The following is a 17,736-nucleotide window of genomic DNA, read 5'->3' on the forward strand; positions in this document are numbered from 1 at the left end:
ACGCACTGGCCTGGATAACGATTCACGTCCGAACCCTGCGCAGACGCAGCGCGTTCCCGATGACAGACACTGAACTCAGCGCCATCGCCGCACTCGCGATAATCGGGCTAAGGAGAATGCCGAGCCACGGGTAGAGGACCCCTGCGGCAATGGGGATGCCGATGGCGTTATAGGCGAACGCGAAGAACAGGTTCTGGCGGATGTTCTTCATCGTCGCCACGCTCAGCGAGCGAGCCCGCGCGATGCCTCGAAGGTCGCCTTTTACGAGCACCACCCGCGCGCTGTTCATTGCGACGTCCGTGCCCGTCCCCATCGCGATGCCCACGTTCGCCTGAGCAAGCGCGGGGGCGTCGTTCACGCCGTCTCCCGCCATGGCCACGATACGCCCCGACTTTTGCAGTTCCTGGACATGCCTGTATTTGTCTTCTGGCAGAACACCCGCCTTGACGTCATCGAGGGCCAGGGACGCTGCGACCGCGCGAGCCGTGACCTCATTGTCACCCGTCAGCATCACAATCCTGACACCGGTTGCCTTCAACTGCCGCACGGCCTCCGGTGTCGTGCCTTTGACAGGGTCAGCCACGCCGATATAGCCTGCCATCTCGCCGTCAATCGCGAGATACATGACGGTCTGTCCGGCCTCGCGCAGGCGGTCCGTGTCGTGGTCCACAGACCTGCAATCAACGCTCAGGTCCGCCATCAACCGGGCGTTACCCAGGGACGCCGCGTGCCCATCAATTTTTCCTGTCACGCCCTTGCCCGGCACGGAGTCAAAGGTGTCGACGTGTGCGGTCGTGGCTCCCGCTTCTTTTGCGAATGTCGTGATTGCCTGCGCGAGCGGGTGCTCGCTTGCGCCCTCCAGGCTAGCGGCATAGCCGAGAATCCGCGATTCCTCTGCGGGATTGACCGCGACCACCGTCTGAACGCGCGGCTTTCCCTCTGTCAGCGTACCTGTCTTGTCGACGACGACGGTATCGACTTTCTCCATCAGTTCGAGAGCTTCCGCATCCTTGATGAGCACGCCCTCCTGGGCACCCCGGCCAACACCGACGATGATGGACACGGGCGTAGCAAGCCCGAGCGCGCAGGGACATGCGATGATGAGCACACTAATGGCGACGACCAGAGCGTTTGCGAGCGCGGGAGTAGGTCCTGCAACAGCCCAGACCAGGAACGCGGCGACCGCGATGCCTATGACCGACAGCACAAACCAGCCGGACACCTGGTCCGCAAGCTTCTGGATAGGAGCACGGGAACGGCCCGCGTCCGCAACCATTTGCACGATGCGCGCGAGAAGGGTGTCCGAGCCGACCTTCTCCGCGCGCATCAGGAACGTTCCAGTCTGGTTGACCGTTGCGCCCGTCACCTTGCTCCCTGCAATCTTTTCCGAAGGGATGGATTCGCCCGTAATCATCGATTCGTCGACGCTTGAGCGACCTTCTGTCACTTCACCGTCTACGGGAATCTTTGAACCGGGTTTGACGCGCAAGATGTCGCCGACGATGACAGCCTCAAGAGGGACAGTCTCCTCCGCTCCATCTGGCCCGATGCGAACCGCCGTGTGCGGGGCGAGTTTCAGCAAGTCACGAATCGCGCTTGATGTGCGTGAGCGCGCGCGAAGTTCGAGCACCTGCCCAAGCAGAACGAGGGTCACAATGACGGCAGCAGCCTCGAAATACAGGGGCAGTTCCTGTCCGTGGCGGAATGCCTGTGGCAATGCGTTCGGGAAAAACAGTGCGAACACGCTGAACACGTAGGCGGCCGCGACGCCCAGCCCGATGAGGCTGAACATGTTCAGCTGCCGGGTCGCGAATGACTTCCATCCGCGCTCAAGGAATGGCCAGCCGCTCCATAGCACGACAGGCGTGGCAAGCAACGCCTGGCCGCATTGGGACCAGGATGCTCTCATCCAGTGTGGGGCGCCGGAAAACAGCCCGTCGATTGCGGACTCGATGTTGAACGGCAGAATCATTTTGCCCATCGTCATCATCAACAGCGGAATCGAAAGGACAAGCCCCACCCAGAAGCGCCGTGTCATCGACTCCAGTTCGATATTTCGCTCCTGCGTCCCGGCCGGAAGCACCGGCTCAAGCGCCATACCGCAGATGGGGCAAGAGCCAGGGGCAGACGCGCGAATTTGCGGATGCATCGGGCACGTGTAGACAACGCCGGTATCCGGCGCAGGGATGTTCCCCTCGTCCATGGCGCCGAGTGTGCGGGCGACACCCCCGCTCGCCCGTTGCGAGTCCCCGTGAACATGCGTATGCGATGAGGCCATCGTGTGCGTCCCGACTCAGCTTAATGAACCTTGACCGTATCGTCCCCGTACAGTCGCGGAATAAAGCGCGGCGTGTGTGATGCGTACTCTCGCCAGGCGTCCCCGAAGCGCGCTTCCGACTCGCGCTCTTCCTGGATTGCGAGCCTGAAGTACATCAATACGAGTACCGGAAACATCACCAGTGTGACAAGCGTCGGCCATTGCAGCAGGAAGCCAAACATGATGACGACAAATGCAACGTACTGCGGGTGCCGGATTTTTGCGTACGCGCCCGTTGTCGCGAGCTGTCCGACGCGTTGTGCCTCGTACAGAACGTGCCACGCGGTCGACAGCAGATAGAATCCGCCGAAAATAAAGACAATGCTGAGAATGTGCGGAAGCGCGAAATGTGGGTCGCCGTGTCGGCCCGTCATCGTCCACCAGATGTGTCCGGAGTCGTGTGTGAACAGATTGGTTTGTGGAAACCGTGTCTGTAACCAGCCCGATAAAAGATAGATAGTGAGCGGGAATCCGTACATCTCCGCGAAGAGCGCGACGACGAAGGCCGAAAATCCGCCGAACGTGCGCCAGTCGCGCCCGGTCGCCGGCTTGAAGAAGCTGAAGGCGAAGATAATGAAAACCAGCGAGTTGATGACGACCAGACTCCAGAGTCCGTAGCCGCTACCGATGCTGCTCATGGTCGCCTCCGTGTTCCGATGATCCTTCTTCATTCGCTGGACTGCGATGGCCATGACCATGTCCGTGATGCATGAAAAGATGCATCAGTGGGCACGAAAGCAGCAAAAGGTACGGCAGCACGCCAAGGAAATGCGCTCTGTGCTCAGAAAAGACCAGGAACAACGCAATAGTCGCGAACACCAGCAGCGCAATCGCCGACCGTGACTTCCAGAAGGGGCGCGAGCCGTGCGTGGTCTCGTCCATGGTCACCTCCGGTTAGATATTGAATCTACTTGCCTGTAGGCGGATTCTGCGCAGACTGCCGGTCCATCATCGCCTGCATCATCATTTGCATCATGTCGAGGCGCATTTCCATCATCTCGTGCTTCTGGCCTGACATCGGCATCCCGCTTGAATCCTGCTTCATCATGTCCATCATGTGCATGCCGTTCTGCATGGACTTCATCTGCTCATCCATCAGCGCGGCGCGCTCTTCGGGCGTAGTCGCGGCCATCATCTTTTCGTGCATTGCCTGCATCTGCTTCATCTGCTGGTCAACGCCTGCGAGTTTTTTGCTCTTTGCCGACGGCGCACTTGCTGTCGCCGGGTGATGCGCTTTGTGGGCGACGGCATCAGACGCCGGTTGAGCGCCAGTCGCAGCTCCAGCTTGCAGTACGAGAAGCGACGCAGCAATTAGTGCGAGCCGTTCTGGAAAAGTCATTCGTGCCTCCGTGAACACGGTTACAGGCAGCCGCCTCTGTGCCTGCTACCTTGAATGTATCGCCGCGCAGGGTGCGCTAGTTGATTTAGCTCAACCGAACCTTTCCGCTCAGACGGCCTCGCAACAGGCCTCGGCACGGAGCACCACCAAGCGTGGCGCCCTTGCAGGACTTGATGTATGTCAAGCCACCGAAGCGGAAGCCGCCGCAAGACGAAATGACACAAACGTGCGCCGTGGGCGCGAGAGTTGGCACGTGAATCTGTCGAATCGTAGGAGTCTCCCTATGCCAGGCAGCCAGAATCTCCGATGGCGCCCGACGCTTGGTTCGGACGGCTTTTCACGGTCCTGAATGGGAGACGAAGGGAGAAACATCGGCGAGTTCGTCGTCTTCGTCGTCAAGGGGCGGGATATCCGCCACATCGCTCACGGCGAACCTGAATGCGAGGCATTGGCAGACTGGCCGATGTTTACGACTGGAGAACATTGGCCACTGTCCTGTCAGTCGGCTACCGTTTGACGCGTAGGGCGAAGCGTGCGGCTTGATGTATGTATCTAGACGAAGTTCCGGGCGACTTGGTATTCGGGGTCCACAATTACATCAGTCGCCGCCCTTTTGCCGTGGTAACTTTTCTGGAAGAACTCAACCATGCCCAGGCCGCTCGCGTCGCCCACGGTCAGCCGCGTCCTGCGCACGGGCACCCTGGTGACTCAAGAGTTCGATGCACGCTTGGGTCGGTCCCCGGACTACGCTGCTGAAAACGAGGCGCTGCATGCGCTGGCGAAAGCGTTGACTGCGTCGCACTCAGCCATGCTTCAGACGCTGGTTGATACGGCCCTAACGCTGTGCGATGCCGGCAGTGCCGGCATCAGCCTGCGCGAAGCAGGCGCCGGCCAGGCGTCCGCGTACCGCTGGGTTGCGGTCTCGGGTCATTGCGCCAACCGGGTCGGTCACATCATCCCATCCGACGACAGCCCCGGAGGCGTCGCGGTAGCAGTCGGCGCTCCGCAGCTCTTTGCTTTCCCGAAACGGCATTTTGCCTGTCTGGCCAGCATCGTTCCCGAAGTCACTGAAGAACTAGTGGTGCCGGTCCCGGGCACGCCGGAGCCTTGGGGGGCGCTCTGGGTGATGTCCCATGACGACGACCAGCACTTCGACAGCGAGCATCGCCGCATTCTCAAGAGCCTGGCGGATTTCACCTGCGCCGCGCTGACCATCGCAAAAGCCAAGGCCGACGCCGAAGCGCGCGCCGTAGAGGCCGAGACGGCACGAAATGCGTTGTCCAAGGTCGCATGCGCCAAAGATGATTTCATCGCCACGCTGGGTCATGAACTGCGTGGTCCGCTTGCTCCTATTGATAGCGCGCTGGCAGCCGCGCAAAAGTTGGCGGCCGGCCGTCCCGCCGTTTTGTCAGCACTGGCCGTCGCCAACCGGCAGGTGCAGCAGCTCAAACGTATCGTCAGTGACCTGCTCGACGCTTCACGGGTGCGTCACGGCAAGCTGTCAGCGCGGCCTGGCTACGCATCGCTGGGCGACATCATGAAGGACGCTATGGCCGCTGTGAGCGACGAGGTCGAGCGACGCCAGCACCAGCTTCGCGCAACACTGCCTCCGTATCCCGTGACGGTCTTTGCTGATGCGCCCCGACTGACGCAGGTCATCTCGAATCTTCTGGGGAACGCGGTCAAGTACACGCCACATGGCGGTGTAATTACCGTGAACGTGGACGCGCCCGAGTCGGGGACGGTACCTGAACACGATTCGACGCCGCGCGAGCTAGTCGTCACCTTCAGTGACAACGGCGTGGGCATTGCCCCCGACGAGTTGCCACGCGTCTTCGACCTGTATGCGCAGTCCCCCTCCGCTCGGACGGTGGCAGAAAGGAGCGCTTCGGCAACGACCCGTTCACGCTGGTTTGATGTCAAGCCGGCGACGGTATGGTTGAAGGTGCGCGCGCTGAAGAAGCTGAAGGACGCAGCGGCATAGGCACCCCCGCCGCTTGTTAGAAGGCCCGCTTTTCGAGCAGGCTTTTTTAATGACATCTCCGACGTAACGCGGTCCGAACTCGCTACGGCAACTGTGCCCCAATGGCAACCCAACGCCTGCGTGTTCCCAATTGTTGGCTGAGTTTTCCGGCGTCCAAGACTGCGGTGGGTCAAACGCATACCGCAGCATTGGGTTCACGCCTATACTTTGCTTTCGATGACGTCAACGAATTGAAGTGACCCAATGTCGAATCTCGCCATCAGTTCGCTTCCGCAGGTACACGCCCGTGCGCATCTCATCGCCGACCGGATTGACCTCAAAAACTTCAAAATCACCGATTCACTCGCCACCACACCGCTGACGGTGACGGTAGGCGGCGCTGACGGCATCGCCATTCTTTTCAGGTACGGCGTCGTCGTGCTTTTTGGTGTGTCGTTCGGTGATGAGCAACAGTTTCTCTCCTCGTTAGCTCAGTTGCTGTACAACGCTTACGGACGACCTCAACTCGAAGAAATCGCCATCCAGAGCGGCAAGACGAACGTTGGGGTGCAAGGCGGTGCGGTCTGGCTCGATGCGCTGACGTTGGAAAAGGCTCAGGTGATAGCGGACAGCCTCAGCAAAAGCCTTGTGCTGTCGATGTATGAAGACAAGACCGCGAGCGAGTTCGATAGCATCATTCCGTTGGCATCGGAACTGGCGAAAACAGGAAAAGTGAGCGCGGACGCCAAAACGCTGCTCTCAAAAATTGGCGGGATGCTCCTAATCGAACACCGCATGGTCGGCCGGGCTGAAATCGGCGACAAGCCGGAGACCCTTTGGGAACACCCGGAGCTCGGCGGCCTTTATGCACTATTGGAGGACGAATACGAACTTCACGAGCGACAAGCCGCGCTTGAACGCAAGCTGCAGCTAATTTCGGGAACTGCGCAAACCCTGGCCGAAATTGCGGAAACCAAACACGTTCACCGCCTCGAATGGTATGTCATAGGCCTTATTGCGCTTGAAATCGTGATTGGTTTGGCGGACCTGACGCATAAGTTTCTTTTCTGAGTCCTTTCGCCTGGCCGGCCGTCGTGCTGCCCGCAGAATCCTTGCGCCCGGCAAATACGAAAACGCCCGGACTTCGCTGGCATTCGCAACTGAGATTAACACGGCATACTTGATTGACGAGCGGGTCGACCAACGCACCAATCTGAGCAGGGACAGTGCCGAAGGTGCTGACCTGCCCGTGGTCCGACGAGATGACGTACTCCAGCGGTGTCCCGATTGTCGCCGCTGAGTCGTAGGTGCGTCTATCAACACGCTATTTCTCCACCAAAGGAGCTCCGTCATACTTTGCCCACGTTTGGGGGCATTCCCATCACGACAAGGCACGACATGTTGACACGCCAAGCTATTCATTCGGGCGCATACCTGGAGAACTTTGAGTCCCTGCCAGATTTGTGGTCGCGAGAACGCATCGAAGCATACCTCGCGGAGACGATGCGTGACCGACCGGCGGACGCAACTGACGTCTGGATTCTCGCTTACGGGTCACTGATATGGAATCCGACGGTGATAATGGCTAGCAAACAGGCTGCAACGCTGCACGACTGGCAGCGGAGCTTCTGTCTTCGCATGGTTGTCGGCCGCGGCAGTCCGGATAAACCTGGGCGCATGCTTGCATTGGAAGCCGGTGGTCATACGGATGGTGTCGCATTGAAACTCTCAGAAGACACCGTCAACGAAGAGCTCCTGCTCGTATGGATTCGCGAGATGGTGCTCGGGTCATACCTGCCGAAATGGGCACCGGTGACATTCAGGGATGGCGCACGGACACACGCATTAGCGTTCGTAGCCGACACCACACGCGACCAGTTCGAGCCCGATTCTTCGGTGCCGACCGTTGCACCGTTTATCGCGTCTGCCTCCGGCAATTTCGGCACCAACGTCGAATACCTACACAAGCTTCATGCCTCGCTTGAGGCGCATGGCCTGCAGGACCCATACATCGATGCCCTCTCAAACGCGACTAAACAATTTCAGCTGAAGCCGGCATGCGACCTTCGCGGCGTCCACGAATGACTCCCCGAGGGTAACCATATCGTCTGCATTGCCTCCGTTACCGAAGGCGAGACGGCGGCGAACTGGAGCATCGAACCTGGCGATGCCCGGAAGTATCGAACTTCCAGAGCCATAGGATGAGCAGCAAGCGGCCTGAGAATCTGATACAAAAGCACAGAGACCGGCAGCCTGCGCGATGTACATCGCGCAGGCTTTAGTCGGCGTTCAACGCGGCGACACGCCTCAGGCATTCGTCGAAAAGGTCTTTATTCTTGCGCCTGAGCTTCCGCAAGTCCACCAGCACCGCTTCAAACCGGGTCGCCTCGGTACTATGTTTGATGTCGTCAATTCGCGCCTTGATGTCGAGGAACGCGTCGATAGCATCGTCACGTTTTACGTTGCTCTGCCTTATGAGCGAGTCGAGGGCGTCGGAGATGCGGCCAAGCTGCTTGCCGTAGCTCTCCTTGCTGACAATTGCCCGCTCCGCCGCAGGATTGCTCGAATTCGTCTGATTGACTACCAGACCCGCAAATGTCCACGGCAGTATCGACTGTTGAAGGTGCTGCGGTGTGGCAAAAAGCGCTTCCGCGAATGGGGATGGCCATAGCATGGCCGACCACGGCCACGGTATGTCTCGACTATCTGGTGACATGTTGTTCTCCTTCATATCAACGACACGTGTGCCATTCGTCGCGACAGGAGCGACGGCTGAATGCGTACCCGGAAACGCGTGTGTCGAATGCCGCCAGTAACAATCGTCTATGCGAAAGAATATTGTCTGTTAGGTGGCGCACGCGTGCGACCTGATAGCATTGCCGTCAACGCACACAGCATAGGTGTTGATGCTTCGGCCGGCCGAGCTCAAAGAGTCTGGCCTTCGATGGAGTTCGCATGCCGCATTCCTTGGGCAATCGGCTTCGCTTTGGCCTGGTAAGTCGGGAAGCAGCAGCTGCCGCATTGTGCCATCTCTTGAAGCCGGGGCGGCTCTACTGTCCGGACCGACCGCAGGAGGCGTATAGTTCTCGGAAGTGGCCGGCTGGCACGTTAGCTCATCGCTAAATGGCGCATGAGACGGACACGCTTCCTTGGGGCCTTGCAAAGACCTCAGGCACAGGCGGCTGGTTGAATACCAGAAAACAAGGGTGAGCTCCTCGGCAGTCTGCACATCCGGGCATGCCACCATCTCGGTTTGGAGCCAAAGGGGCTGGCGCGTCTGCTCTCAGATGGAAAGAGTGACCTGTTTTTCCTCTACCCCTCCTCTCGACCCGTTGCCGAGTCTGAGTTAAGCAGCAACGTTCGCCGAAACCCTAGGACAGATATCGTTTGCGAATCGCGTAAATCCGCTGTGAGGGCCTGGGCCAGATTCTTTTGCGACACAAGTTATGGGCATTTGTTACAACCCATTCAACATCAACGTGTTAGACGACCTCTTTGGGCCACTTTTCGTTTGCGAGCCACCAGGTCACCTGAAATCTCACAATGCAAAATCATCGCCCGTGTCACAAAACCGCATGCTGCATGGCAACGCGGAGGCGATGCACATGAGGAAAATACGTTTCGTTAGGTGAAATGAAACTAGCAAACTATTGATTTTACATCGATTTTTATCCGTTCGCCGCACCACACTCCGTGCTCGCGACCATCTCCTGATTCGGTACTCTCTTATACAAGAGGTGGAGACTCGACGACGACCAGCCGACCGATCGGCGAACCGGTGCGACCCGCCCAGTGCTTTTTCATACCGCTGGAGAAAATCAGATGTTGCACGTTTATGTCGAACCCGTACCGAAGGGCCGATGGGGGCCCATAGATGGATACACCGTCGAATTCAAGGACGGCACCAAGGTGACCCCGGAGATCTACCGCTCGGAAAAGCTCGCCGTCGGTGAGATCAAGCTGCGCGGCTATGTGCCGCTTCTCGCAAAGGTGCGCATCACCGACAAGGCCGTCACCGAGCACTGGCAGGCGGACGGGCAACCACTGCCGCAAGACTGACGACGACCCGCCGCGCACATTCGCTGCGCACAACGCGTGCTTCGCGCCCGTCCTCTGGCGAAGCACGCGCCCACCCCGCATGAAACATCACCTTCCATCTGGCTGGCGCAACAACGCTGCCTGACATGCCGCGCGGATAAGCAGGTACCGCTCCGCGCGCCTGTCGATATGAATATGATCGGTAAAGGTAGCCTGCATTCCGGCCGGATCGACGAGGCATGCGTGGCACTCGGCGAGACGCATCGCAAGCGGCAGCGCCCTGCTCGACAGCATGACCCGGCGCGTGACATCGACAGCGCTCGAATCGGGCATGTGCCAGCGACGCATCGCGCCGGCCGCCTGCGACGGCGACAGCCACCATCGTGTTTCCGCATAGACGAGCAGATGCAGCGCGACAATCAGCGTAAGCAGTTTGACCTGAGCTTCCACGTCGCAGTCGAATGCGGCTTGAGTCATGCGTGCGTTGCTCATTTTTCGCTCCCCACGAATCGATGCACAGCCGCGAGCATGAAACAGGCCCGACGCCGCGCCACGTATTACAGTGGAGACTTCCATCAACGCCATGCCGGAGACGCCGATGAGCCGCTATACGACAACCGAACTCGACTCGCTTGCCAGGCAGTTCGACGCCGACGGGATGGTCGTGCTGCGCCGTCACTTCCCCAAAGATACCTTGCTGAAGTGGCGCAAGGCCTTCGACGTGCTGCTCGAACAGCGCCTGCGGGAAAGTGCGACGGCCGTCAGAGGACCGAACCGGCATTACATTACGCTGCCCTTTACAGGCGAGTTCGCCGATGAAGCGATTTTCGCCGACCCCGACGTGCTGGGCATCGTGGAGCGTGTGGCGGGCGACGAGCCCGTCATGTGCCAGCTCGCTTCCGACACGCCGCTTCTTGGCTCCGACTATCAGGACGTGCACCGCGACACGCCCGCTCTCTTCGATGGCTTTCCGGAAACGCCGTCGTTCCAGCTGGCCGTCAATTTCCCGCTATGCGACGTGACGCCCGAGAACGGACCATTCGAAACCACGCTGGGCACGCATCGCATGCCCGATAAGCAAGCGCAGGAAGCGTATCGAACCGGGCTGGCGCCGATGCACACGATCACCATGGAACTGGGCGACGTCATGATCCGGGACGTGCGCGCGCTGCATAGAGGAACGCCGAATCTGACGAAAGCGCCCCGCCCCATGGTCGTGATCGGCTATAGCCGCAGCTGGTACTTCCGGCCGGAAGTGAAAATCGATGTGCCGGAAAGCGTGTATCAGCGCCTCAGCGCCACAGGCAAACGGCTTCTGCGCTATATGCCGCGCGTGGACGACGCCGATGCCGGCGCAGCGGGTGAAAGCTACACCAAGTTCGCCTATTGAGCGGTTCCTTACGGCGTAGCCTGCCTACTTCGCTGCAGTGCGCCCGTCGTTCTCCACGCCGTCAGCCTGGGGCCCATGCGCGCACGCTTCAAGCGCGACGACGGCTTTCTTCGCCACCGCCATCGTTTCGTCACACACGGCGCGCCGCACCGACTTCGGGCAACCGCCGTTTGCGGCGATCTCGTTGAGTGCGCCTCTGGCCTTCCTGAGCGCGGCCTCCGGAGAACCCGTATCCGCGATCAGCCGGGCGATGTTGAACACGCTGCCCGACGGCAGTATCACGTAGTCGGGACAGGTGGACTCGGCGTGGACGGGCGTCGCAACAAGCAAGGCGAATGTAGGAGGAACAAGCCTGGGAGCGAGCGTGCGAACAAGCGCGGAAACACGCCCAGTGGAGCGAAAATTGATCGGCATGACGGGCGACCTCCGAAATGGACATCGACGCTGGCGCCGGTTGAACCGGCTAGTCCGGGCCCTTTTCTGATCGTTGACTGGCAGCGACACGCAGATCGCATTTGCATCAAACGTTATAGCTGCGCAGCCTTAACGATCGCTTACGCCCGTTGCATTCTTAGCTTTCCGCCTGATCTGACGGCTTGATGGATTGGTCCGTCAAAAGTGCGGGTGACATTCGAACGTGAGTTGCGCCTCGTGAGTTTCGAGCGCCCGCACGCCCCTGGACGACTCCGACACGACGCTTGGCACCTCGCCGCGTTGCGCGCAAAAGTTGCTTGCGCTCTGCATGACTGCCTTGTGAGACCTCGCCCACGCCGCGTTACCGCCCGCCGCCGATGCGTGCAAGGTGTATCGCCCTGCATCGCCCGTCTCGACGACCGGACTGGAACTCGCGCACGCCTGCATCAGCAAGGGCACGAGCGCGACGATCGCTGCACTTGCGGCGCGCCGCCGCGCCACGACTCTCACCCGTTGCCTGATCAGATCGACCAGCGCCGACAGGACTTGGTTGACTCCAGACATATTCACGACAACCTCTAAGCTGAATGCTCGCACCTGCACGATGCGGTGCGCGACGATTGCGAAGTATGAATTGGCCCCGTCTCGCGATCAGCTATCGAAGTTGCAACACAGTGTTCGCCCGGTGCACGCTCCCAATTCAGCCCGACGTTTGCCGAGCGTTTGCCAGGAACATGTTCAAAGCGCTTCCTGACACAACGACATCATCCGTTGCACCATCGTGCTCGCTTCGTTCAATTCCATCTCGCTCGTGAAGAGCGCATTGACGCTGGACAGACGCACGGCGATGCCCGCATCCAGCAGATCCTTGCTGGCAATCTTCAACGCGAACTGGCCGATTCTGACGCGGTCGAGCCAATCCATCTTCACATCGTTTTTCGCGAGCCAGCGGCGGCAACATTCGACGACATGATCGACGCGCCATTCCTGCGTCAACGCGTACGACGCTGCCGCGATGGCCACGAGGTAGCAAAGCAGTTCTGGACGCGCGCTGCCCGCGTCATTGAATTCGGGTTTGAGCATGGGTTGTGGACCTCGATTCTGTTCGGCCTGTCTTCAGTACGTATGTGCTTTTGCACCGAAAACAACCTGCGCACATGGCAGACGGGGCGACTCCGATGAGCGCCCCGTCGCACCCGGTTCAGCGTGCCTAGCCGAAAGTCTACCCCTTTTTGCGCCCCCGCCGATTTGATGAGCGTCCCTTCTTGCGCCAACACAAACCGGCCGCCCGGTCAGCGCAGCGCCCGTCGTACGCCGAGCGCGACGATCACGGCACCGCATGCGCGGTCGATCCATTCCTGTGCGCGGCGATACGCGCCCGACACGGCCTCATGCGACAGAAACAGCGCGACGCCGACGACATAAACAGAGAACACGGCCGCCACGGCGGAGAAATCGATCATGGAGCCTCGATGAATATCGATTGGAGTTGCGAGTCCGGAGAGAGGGCCACTATGCCATAACGTAATCCGCTATGCGGCTGATCTGCATTCCACTGCGAAAGTCCGTTGTAAATCGCATTGCACGCGGATAACAAAGTAGAAATAGTTGCTTCGTGTTGAGTGTTCTCCCTAATAGCATCGGGTTCCTTATTAACCATGTGACTTCTACAAAAAAGGGAATCCAATGAAGCGTGTTGTTCTGGCCAGCGCCGCAAGTCTTGTCGCTGCATCGCCCGCGCTCGTGCATGCGCAGAGTGCCGTCACGTTGTATGGACTCGTCGACGCGGGCATCACCTATACCAACAACCAGAAAGGCGCGAGCAACATTCAGCAGACCAGCGGCAAACTCAACGGCAGCCGCTGGGGCTTGCGCGGCGCCGAAGATCTCGGTGACGGACTGAAGACGGTCTTCACACTGGAAAGCGGCTTTCGTCCGAACGACGGCACAGCGGCACAAGGCGGACGTCTGTTCGGCCGCCAGGCGTTCGTGGGCCTGCAGAAGACGGGCATCGGCACGGTGACGGTTGGCCGGCAGTACGAGCCTGTGACCGATCTCGTCTCGCAGTATGCAGGCCCGGGCTTCTGGTCGCCATCCACGCACATCGGCGATAACGACAATCTGAACCAGACGTTCCGCGTGAACAATGCAGTCAAGTTCCGCAGCGACACGATTGCGGGCTTCACCGTCGACGGTCTCTACGCATTCAGCAATCAGGCGAATAGCAGCAACGGCACGGGCTTCAGCAACAACCGCGCATGGGGCGTGGCGGCGAACTACACGAACGGTCCGTTTTCGATCGGCGGCGGCTATAACGTATTGAATCATCCGAACGCCGCATCGAACACGGGTGGCGCGATCGGCGGCGCATCGACCACCTCCGGCGACGACTACAGCGGCGCGTTCTTCTATGGATTGAATGGCGGCGTCGTGCGTCAGCAGATCGCGGCAGCGGGCACCAGCTACGCGCTCGGCGCGGCGACATTCGGCTTCGCATGGAGCCATACGCAGCTCGACTACAGCGACGGCTCGTCGCGCAAGTTCAACAACTACGATCTGAACGCGCGCTATCTGTTCACGCCCGCGCTGACGCTGATCGGCGTGTACACCCACACGGATGGACGCGCGACCAATCTGCCCGGCACCAACGGCGCGAACCTGAAGCCGCGCTGGCACCAGTTCACGCTTGGTGTCGATTACGCGCTGTCCAAGCGCACCGACCTCTATCTGTCGGCGGCGTATCAACTCGCGGCGGGCGATGCATCGACACGCGTCGGCACGGGTTATCAGAAGATCGCCGCGATTGCCGACGCCGGCACGGCTTCATCGACGAACCGTCAGGTCGCAGTTTTCTCGGGTGTGCGCGTGAAGTTCTGATAGTTCTGGTATGGGCTCGAATGCGTCACCCGTCGCGGGTGACGCAAGCACTCGATTCCACGCGCTCGACAATGCGCCTGCGTCGACACATCGAGCGCGAAGACGCGTTCATCGCACATCAACGGACGCGTTGCGAGCCCGAGCGCACAATGCCGCCCCGCTGCCACTGCAATTGACGCGCGCCGTCACACGTATCAGGTCAAGACGTCGCCGTTTCGCGTGCATAGCGCGAAACGGGCCGCGCCAAACCGAGGTTCTCGCGCAGCGTGCGCCCTTCGTACTCGCTGCGGAACAGCCCGCGTCGCCGCAGTTCCGGCAGCACGAGCCGGATGAAATCGTCGAGGCTGTTGGGCAGCAGCGCCGGCATCACGTTATAGCCATCCGCACCGTAGTTGACGAAGCGCTCTTCGAGCGCATCGACAATCTGCTCCGCCGTGCCGACCAGTTGCCAGTGTCCACGCGCGCCCGCGATGCGCAAATACAGTTCGCGGATCGTGAGGTTTTCGCGCCGTGCGAGTTCGAGCGCCAGCGACTGGCGGCTCTTGCTTGCGTTGGTTTCCGGCAGTTCCGGAATCGGGCCGTCGAGCGGATAGCCGGACAAATCGAAGCCGCCCGTCACCGTCGAGACCAGCGCGAGCCCCACGGCGGGATCGATCAGCGCCTGAAGCGCGTCGAACTTTTCGCGTGCCTCGCTTTCCGTCACGCCGACAATCGGCATCACGCCGGGCATGATCTTCAGATCGTCCGGCTCGCGGCCATACGCCGCCATCCGGCCTTTGACGTCCGCGTAGAATGCGACGGCATCGTCGAGCGTCTGCTGCGCGGTGAAGATCACTTCCGCCGTGCGCGCGGCCAGCGCCTTGCCCGCCTCGGACGAGCCCGCCTGCACGACGACGGGCCGGCCCTGCGGCGAGCGCTCGACGTTCAGCGGCCCGCGCACATTGAAGAACTCGCCGCGATGGTCGAGCACATGGCGCTTCGACGGATCGAAGTAGCGCCCCGATGCCTTGTCGCGCACGAACGCGTCTTCGTCCCAGCTATCCCACAGACCTTCTACGACCTCGGCGAATTCGACCGCGCGCTCATAACGCCGCGCATGCGCGAGATGCTCGTCGAAGTTGAAGTTCTTCGCCTCGTGCGCGCTCGACGACGTGACGAGATTCCACCCGGCGCGCCCGCCACTGATGTGATCGAGTGACGCAAACTTGCGAGCGATGTGATACGGCTCGTTGAAGGTCGTCGATGCCGTTCCCACCAGACCAATCCGTTGCGTGACGGCAGCGAGCGCCGACAGCAGCGTCAGCGGCTCGAACTGCGCGACATAGCTGTGTGCCGTGCGGCTCAGAAAATCGACGTTGTCGCCGCGCGTGCCCGCGCCGTCCGCGAGAAAGACCAGATCGAACTTCGCGGCCTCCGCGGCCTGCGCGAGCTGCACGTAGTGCCGGAAATCGCGCCCGGCGTCGACCAGCGAGTCGGGATGCCGCCATGCGGCAATGTGGTGCCCCGTCGGATAGAGAAAAGCGCCGAGGCGAAGATGACCCTTGCGTGAACTCATGACTGGAGAGAATAGGCGTGGATGGGCGTGAATGGGCGTGGACTCAGGCACTCTTGCGCCATAGCCGCGCATTGTCGGGACGCGCGAGCCCAAGGTGCTCGCGCAGCGTCGCGCCTTCGTAGCCGGTGCGGAAGAGGCCGCGCTTCTGCAGGATCGGCACGACGCCGTCCACGAAGTCCTGCAGACCGTCCGGCAACGCATCGGGCATCAGATTGAAGCCGTCCGCTGCGCCACCGTTGAACCAGTGCGCGATATCGTCGGCGATCTGCTCGGGCGTGCCGACGATCACGCGATGCCCCGTGCCGCCCGCCAGCGAGCGGATCAGTTCGCGCACCGTGTAGCCGTGACGGCGGCCCTGCGCGAGGGTCGCGTGAAAGAAGGTATGGTTGCCGTTGCCGCCGCCGGGCAGCGCGAGATCGTCGGGCAACGGCTGGTCGAGTTTCAGGCGCTCAGCGTCGATGCCCAGCGTACCCGCGAGGCGGTTCAGGCTGTAGCGCCACGGAATCTGATCGACCAGTTCGTCGCGGCGGCGCAGCGCCTCGGCCTCGGTCGCGCCGATGATGGTCGTGAGACCGGCGAGCACTTTCACGCCGGGCCGCCCGTATGCGGCTGCGCGCGTGTTGAGATCGCGCCGGTACGCCGCCGACTCCTCGAACGACTGTGACGCCGAAAACACCGCTTCCGCGTGGCGCGCGGCGAGATCGCGGCCATCGGGCGAACCGCCCGCCTGCACCAGCACGGGATGCCCTTGCGGCGAGCGCGGCAGATTCAGCGGACCTTGCACATCGAAGTGCCGCCCGCGATGCGCGACAGGATGCACTTTCGAAACATCGACGAAACGGCCACCCGCCTTGTCGCCGACGAACGCGTCGTCCTCCCAGCTGTCCCACAGCGCCTTTACGAGTTCGGTGAACTCGGCAGCGCGCTCGTAACGCTGCGCATGGTCCGGCACGGCGTCGCGGCCGAAGTTGCGCGCGGATGCAAGATCCGCCGTCGTCACGACGTTCCATCCCGCGCGTCCGTTGCTCACATGGTCGAGCGTCGCGAAACGCCGCGCGATGTTGTACGGCTCGTTATAGCTCGTCGATGCCGTGCCGATCACGCCGATGTGCGTGGTCGCGGCCGCGATGCTGGCGAGCAGCACGGTCGGCTCCAGCGCGGTGATGGGGCGGAAATCGATCTGGTCGACGATCGCGGCGTTATCCGCGAGAAACACGGCATCGAGTTTGCCCGCTTCGGCGATCCGCGCGACGCGCACATAGTGATTGACGTCGACGAAGGCGCGCGGGTCGGCGTCCGCCAGCCGCCACGCGGAAGGCACGAAGCCCGAATGCAGGATGTTCACGTTCAGATGCAATTGGCGCGGCGTCGCCGGTGCCGTGTTACGGCTCATCGAAATTCTCCGCTGTGTCGGGTGCGCCTGGACGCGCACTCATGATGCTTTCGCTGATGCGTCAATGCACCTTCGGAAAGCCGTGCCGCTCGGCAAGCAGATCGAGGATGCGGCGCGTGTCGGTGATGAAGCGGCGGTCACCCAGCGCTTGCGCATCGGCTGGGGCGGGTTGCTCGTCACCCAGCACGAGCACGGGCAAGCCTTGATGCGCTTCGTCGAGTGCTTCGACGACGGCCTCGCGCGGACGCTCGAACGGCACGCGCCGCACGTCGAGCCGCGCGACGCGCGCCGGGTCGCTGGCGAGCAGCCCTTCGATGGGCGCGCCGTCGGGACAGATGAAGCGTTCGCCAGGATAACGGGGATCGGTAAATCCGGGTTCGAGCAACAGAAGAAGATCACGGCTCATCGCGCGAGGCACCTGATTGGAACGTAACGCTGGTATTGTCGAAT

General features: G+C 61.0%; 18 protein-coding genes and 2 pseudogenes. 6 read left to right on the forward strand and 14 right to left on the reverse strand.

All coding sequences use genetic code 11. From position 1 onward, the window contains the following. Positions 1 to 22: 22 nt before the first annotated feature. The 4 genes and pseudogenes from C2L66_RS24170 to C2L66_RS24185 all read right to left on the reverse strand — a co-directional run. A pseudogene (locus tag C2L66_RS24170) lies at positions 23 to 2,182 on the reverse strand (copper-transporting P-type ATPase); the annotation flags it as partial. Positions 2,183 to 2,298: 116 nt separating this feature from the next. Continuing rightward, entirely contained in the window at positions 2,299 to 2,955 is a 657-nt protein-coding gene (locus C2L66_RS24175; protein WP_054935162.1) for a methyltransferase family protein, read from the reverse strand. Then, positions 2,939 to 3,199 carry a DUF2933 domain-containing protein gene (locus C2L66_RS24180; RefSeq protein WP_082434079.1) on the reverse strand — a complete coding sequence of 87 codons (261 nt, stop codon included), beginning with the start codon at positions 3,197 to 3,199 and terminating at the stop codon, positions 2,939 to 2,941. Before C2L66_RS24180 ends, C2L66_RS24175 begins: the two co-directional genes overlap by 17 nt. Positions 3,200 to 3,224: 25 nt before the next feature. After that, complete coding sequence (locus C2L66_RS24185) at positions 3,225 to 3,656, reverse strand: hypothetical protein (RefSeq protein ID WP_060606149.1); 432 nt, start codon at positions 3,654 to 3,656, stop codon at positions 3,225 to 3,227. A 646-nt stretch (positions 3,657 to 4,302) separates the two neighbouring features. Between C2L66_RS24185 and C2L66_RS24195 the strand changes: the two genes are divergently transcribed. Both C2L66_RS24195 and C2L66_RS24200 read left to right on the forward strand, forming a co-directional pair. After that, on the forward strand, positions 4,303 to 5,640 hold the full coding sequence (locus C2L66_RS24195; protein WP_233444969.1) for an ATP-binding protein: 1,338 nt from the start codon (positions 4,303 to 4,305) through the stop codon (positions 5,638 to 5,640). Between the two features lie 243 nt (positions 5,641 to 5,883). Beyond that, positions 5,884 to 6,690, forward strand: coding sequence for an RMD1 family protein (locus C2L66_RS24200; protein ID WP_060606147.1), 807 nt, complete (start codon positions 5,884 to 5,886; stop codon positions 6,688 to 6,690). Between the two features lie 22 nt (positions 6,691 to 6,712). On the opposite strand, the pseudogene C2L66_RS41755 reads toward C2L66_RS24200, so the two are convergent. After that, a pseudogene (locus C2L66_RS41755) lies at positions 6,713 to 6,907 on the reverse strand (NADP-dependent glyceraldehyde-3-phosphate dehydrogenase); the annotation flags it as partial. A 110-nt stretch (positions 6,908 to 7,017) separates the two neighbouring features. Between C2L66_RS41755 and C2L66_RS24210 the strand changes: the two are divergent. Further along, on the forward strand, positions 7,018 to 7,704 hold the full coding sequence (locus tag C2L66_RS24210; protein ID WP_060606144.1) for a gamma-glutamylcyclotransferase: 687 nt from the start codon (positions 7,018 to 7,020) through the stop codon (positions 7,702 to 7,704). 193 nt (positions 7,705 to 7,897) lie between these two features. Here C2L66_RS24210 and C2L66_RS24215 read toward each other — a convergent pair whose 3' ends face one another. Further along, positions 7,898 to 8,350: a hypothetical protein gene (locus tag C2L66_RS24215; protein ID WP_062916795.1), complete on the reverse strand. Its 453-nt coding sequence runs from the start codon at positions 8,348 to 8,350 to the stop codon at positions 7,898 to 7,900. A gap of 1,091 nt (positions 8,351 to 9,441) precedes the next feature. Between C2L66_RS24215 and C2L66_RS24220 the strand changes: the two genes are divergently transcribed. Next, positions 9,442 to 9,678: a hypothetical protein gene (locus C2L66_RS24220; RefSeq protein ID WP_035988279.1), complete on the forward strand. Its 237-nt coding sequence runs from the start codon at positions 9,442 to 9,444 to the stop codon at positions 9,676 to 9,678. An 87-nt stretch (positions 9,679 to 9,765) separates the two neighbouring features. Here C2L66_RS24220 and C2L66_RS24225 read toward each other — a convergent pair whose 3' ends face one another. Then, positions 9,766 to 10,149: a hypothetical protein gene (locus C2L66_RS24225; RefSeq protein ID WP_060606141.1), complete on the reverse strand. Its 384-nt coding sequence runs from the start codon at positions 10,147 to 10,149 to the stop codon at positions 9,766 to 9,768. Positions 10,150 to 10,255: 106 nt separating this feature from the next. On the opposite strand from C2L66_RS24225, the gene C2L66_RS24230 reads away from it, so the two are divergent. Next, positions 10,256 to 11,047: a phytanoyl-CoA dioxygenase family protein gene (locus tag C2L66_RS24230; RefSeq protein ID WP_060607237.1), complete on the forward strand. Its 792-nt coding sequence runs from the start codon at positions 10,256 to 10,258 to the stop codon at positions 11,045 to 11,047. Between the two features lie 24 nt (positions 11,048 to 11,071). On the opposite strand, the gene C2L66_RS24235 is transcribed toward C2L66_RS24230, so the two are convergent. The 4 genes from C2L66_RS24235 to C2L66_RS24250 form a co-directional block, all read right to left on the reverse strand. Beyond that, entirely contained in the window at positions 11,072 to 11,377 is a 306-nt protein-coding gene (locus C2L66_RS24235; RefSeq protein ID WP_224099708.1) for a hypothetical protein, read from the reverse strand. A gap of 282 nt (positions 11,378 to 11,659) precedes the next feature. Further along, positions 11,660 to 12,025 carry a hypothetical protein gene (locus C2L66_RS24240; RefSeq protein ID WP_231950039.1) on the reverse strand — a complete coding sequence of 122 codons (366 nt, stop codon included), beginning with the start codon at positions 12,023 to 12,025 and terminating at the stop codon, positions 11,660 to 11,662. 174 nt (positions 12,026 to 12,199) lie between these two features. Then, a complete protein-coding gene (locus C2L66_RS24245) occupies positions 12,200 to 12,544 on the reverse strand; it encodes a hypothetical protein (RefSeq protein WP_054935140.1) in 345 nt (114 codons plus the stop codon). A 209-nt stretch (positions 12,545 to 12,753) separates the two neighbouring features. After that, positions 12,754 to 12,924: a hypothetical protein gene (locus C2L66_RS24250; RefSeq protein WP_233444970.1), complete on the reverse strand. Its 171-nt coding sequence runs from the start codon at positions 12,922 to 12,924 to the stop codon at positions 12,754 to 12,756. A gap of 223 nt (positions 12,925 to 13,147) precedes the next feature. Here C2L66_RS24250 and C2L66_RS24255 point away from each other — a divergent pair, with 223 nt between their 5' ends. Further along, positions 13,148 to 14,338, forward strand: a complete 1,191-nt coding sequence (locus C2L66_RS24255; RefSeq protein WP_060606133.1) for a porin — start codon at positions 13,148 to 13,150, stop codon at positions 14,336 to 14,338. A gap of 199 nt (positions 14,339 to 14,537) precedes the next feature. On the opposite strand, the gene C2L66_RS24260 is transcribed toward C2L66_RS24255, so the two are convergent. The 3 genes from C2L66_RS24260 to C2L66_RS24270 form a co-directional block, all read right to left on the reverse strand. Then, on the reverse strand, positions 14,538 to 15,893 hold the full coding sequence (locus C2L66_RS24260) for an LLM class flavin-dependent oxidoreductase (RefSeq protein WP_060606131.1): 1,356 nt from the start codon (positions 15,891 to 15,893) through the stop codon (positions 14,538 to 14,540). Positions 15,894 to 15,936: 43 nt separating this feature from the next. Further along, a complete protein-coding gene (locus tag C2L66_RS24265) occupies positions 15,937 to 17,286 on the reverse strand; it encodes an LLM class flavin-dependent oxidoreductase (protein ID WP_054935144.1) in 1,350 nt (449 codons plus the stop codon). A gap of 61 nt (positions 17,287 to 17,347) precedes the next feature. Then, entirely contained in the window at positions 17,348 to 17,692 is a 345-nt protein-coding gene (locus C2L66_RS24270; protein ID WP_054935145.1) for a DUF3088 domain-containing protein, read from the reverse strand. Positions 17,693 to 17,736: the final 44 nt, after the last annotated feature.

The sequence above is a fragment of the Paraburkholderia caribensis genome (genome assembly GCF_002902945.1).
Lineage (GTDB): Bacteria > Pseudomonadota > Gammaproteobacteria > Burkholderiales > Burkholderiaceae > Paraburkholderia > Paraburkholderia caribensis.

What these genes read in the sequence shown, in the direction of transcription:
- C2L66_RS24175 (WP_054935162.1), bottom strand. Translation starts at nt 2,955, where the DNA reads ATGAGCAGCATCGGTAGCGGCTACGGACTCTGGAGTCTGGTCGTCATC.
- C2L66_RS24270 (WP_054935145.1), bottom strand. Translation starts at nt 17,692, where the DNA reads ATGAGCCGTGATCTTCTTCTGTTGCTCGAACCCGGATTTACCGATCCC.
- C2L66_RS24195 (WP_233444969.1), top strand. Translation starts at nt 4,303, where the DNA reads ATGCCCAGGCCGCTCGCGTCGCCCACGGTCAGCCGCGTCCTGCGCACG.
- C2L66_RS24200 (WP_060606147.1), top strand. Translation starts at nt 5,884, where the DNA reads ATGTCGAATCTCGCCATCAGTTCGCTTCCGCAGGTACACGCCCGTGCG.
- C2L66_RS24260 (WP_060606131.1), bottom strand. Translation starts at nt 15,893, where the DNA reads ATGAGTTCACGCAAGGGTCATCTTCGCCTCGGCGCTTTTCTCTATCCG.
- C2L66_RS24250 (WP_233444970.1), bottom strand. Translation starts at nt 12,924, where the DNA reads ATGATCGATTTCTCCGCCGTGGCGGCCGTGTTCTCTGTTTATGTCGTC.
- C2L66_RS24185 (WP_060606149.1), bottom strand. Translation starts at nt 3,656, where the DNA reads ATGACTTTTCCAGAACGGCTCGCACTAATTGCTGCGTCGCTTCTCGTA.
- C2L66_RS24245 (WP_054935140.1), bottom strand. Translation starts at nt 12,544, where the DNA reads ATGCTCAAACCCGAATTCAATGACGCGGGCAGCGCGCGTCCAGAACTG.
- C2L66_RS24240 (WP_231950039.1), bottom strand. Translation starts at nt 12,025, where the DNA reads ATGTCTGGAGTCAACCAAGTCCTGTCGGCGCTGGTCGATCTGATCAGG.
- C2L66_RS24225 (WP_060606141.1), bottom strand. Translation starts at nt 10,149, where the DNA reads ATGAGCAACGCACGCATGACTCAAGCCGCATTCGACTGCGACGTGGAA.
- C2L66_RS24220 (WP_035988279.1), top strand. Translation starts at nt 9,442, where the DNA reads ATGTTGCACGTTTATGTCGAACCCGTACCGAAGGGCCGATGGGGGCCC.
- C2L66_RS24255 (WP_060606133.1), top strand. Translation starts at nt 13,148, where the DNA reads ATGAAGCGTGTTGTTCTGGCCAGCGCCGCAAGTCTTGTCGCTGCATCG.
- C2L66_RS24230 (WP_060607237.1), top strand. Translation starts at nt 10,256, where the DNA reads ATGAGCCGCTATACGACAACCGAACTCGACTCGCTTGCCAGGCAGTTC.
- C2L66_RS24210 (WP_060606144.1), top strand. Translation starts at nt 7,018, where the DNA reads ATGTTGACACGCCAAGCTATTCATTCGGGCGCATACCTGGAGAACTTT.
- C2L66_RS24215 (WP_062916795.1), bottom strand. Translation starts at nt 8,350, where the DNA reads ATGAAGGAGAACAACATGTCACCAGATAGTCGAGACATACCGTGGCCG.
- C2L66_RS24180 (WP_082434079.1), bottom strand. Translation starts at nt 3,199, where the DNA reads ATGGACGAGACCACGCACGGCTCGCGCCCCTTCTGGAAGTCACGGTCG.
- C2L66_RS24265 (WP_054935144.1), bottom strand. Translation starts at nt 17,286, where the DNA reads ATGAGCCGTAACACGGCACCGGCGACGCCGCGCCAATTGCATCTGAAC.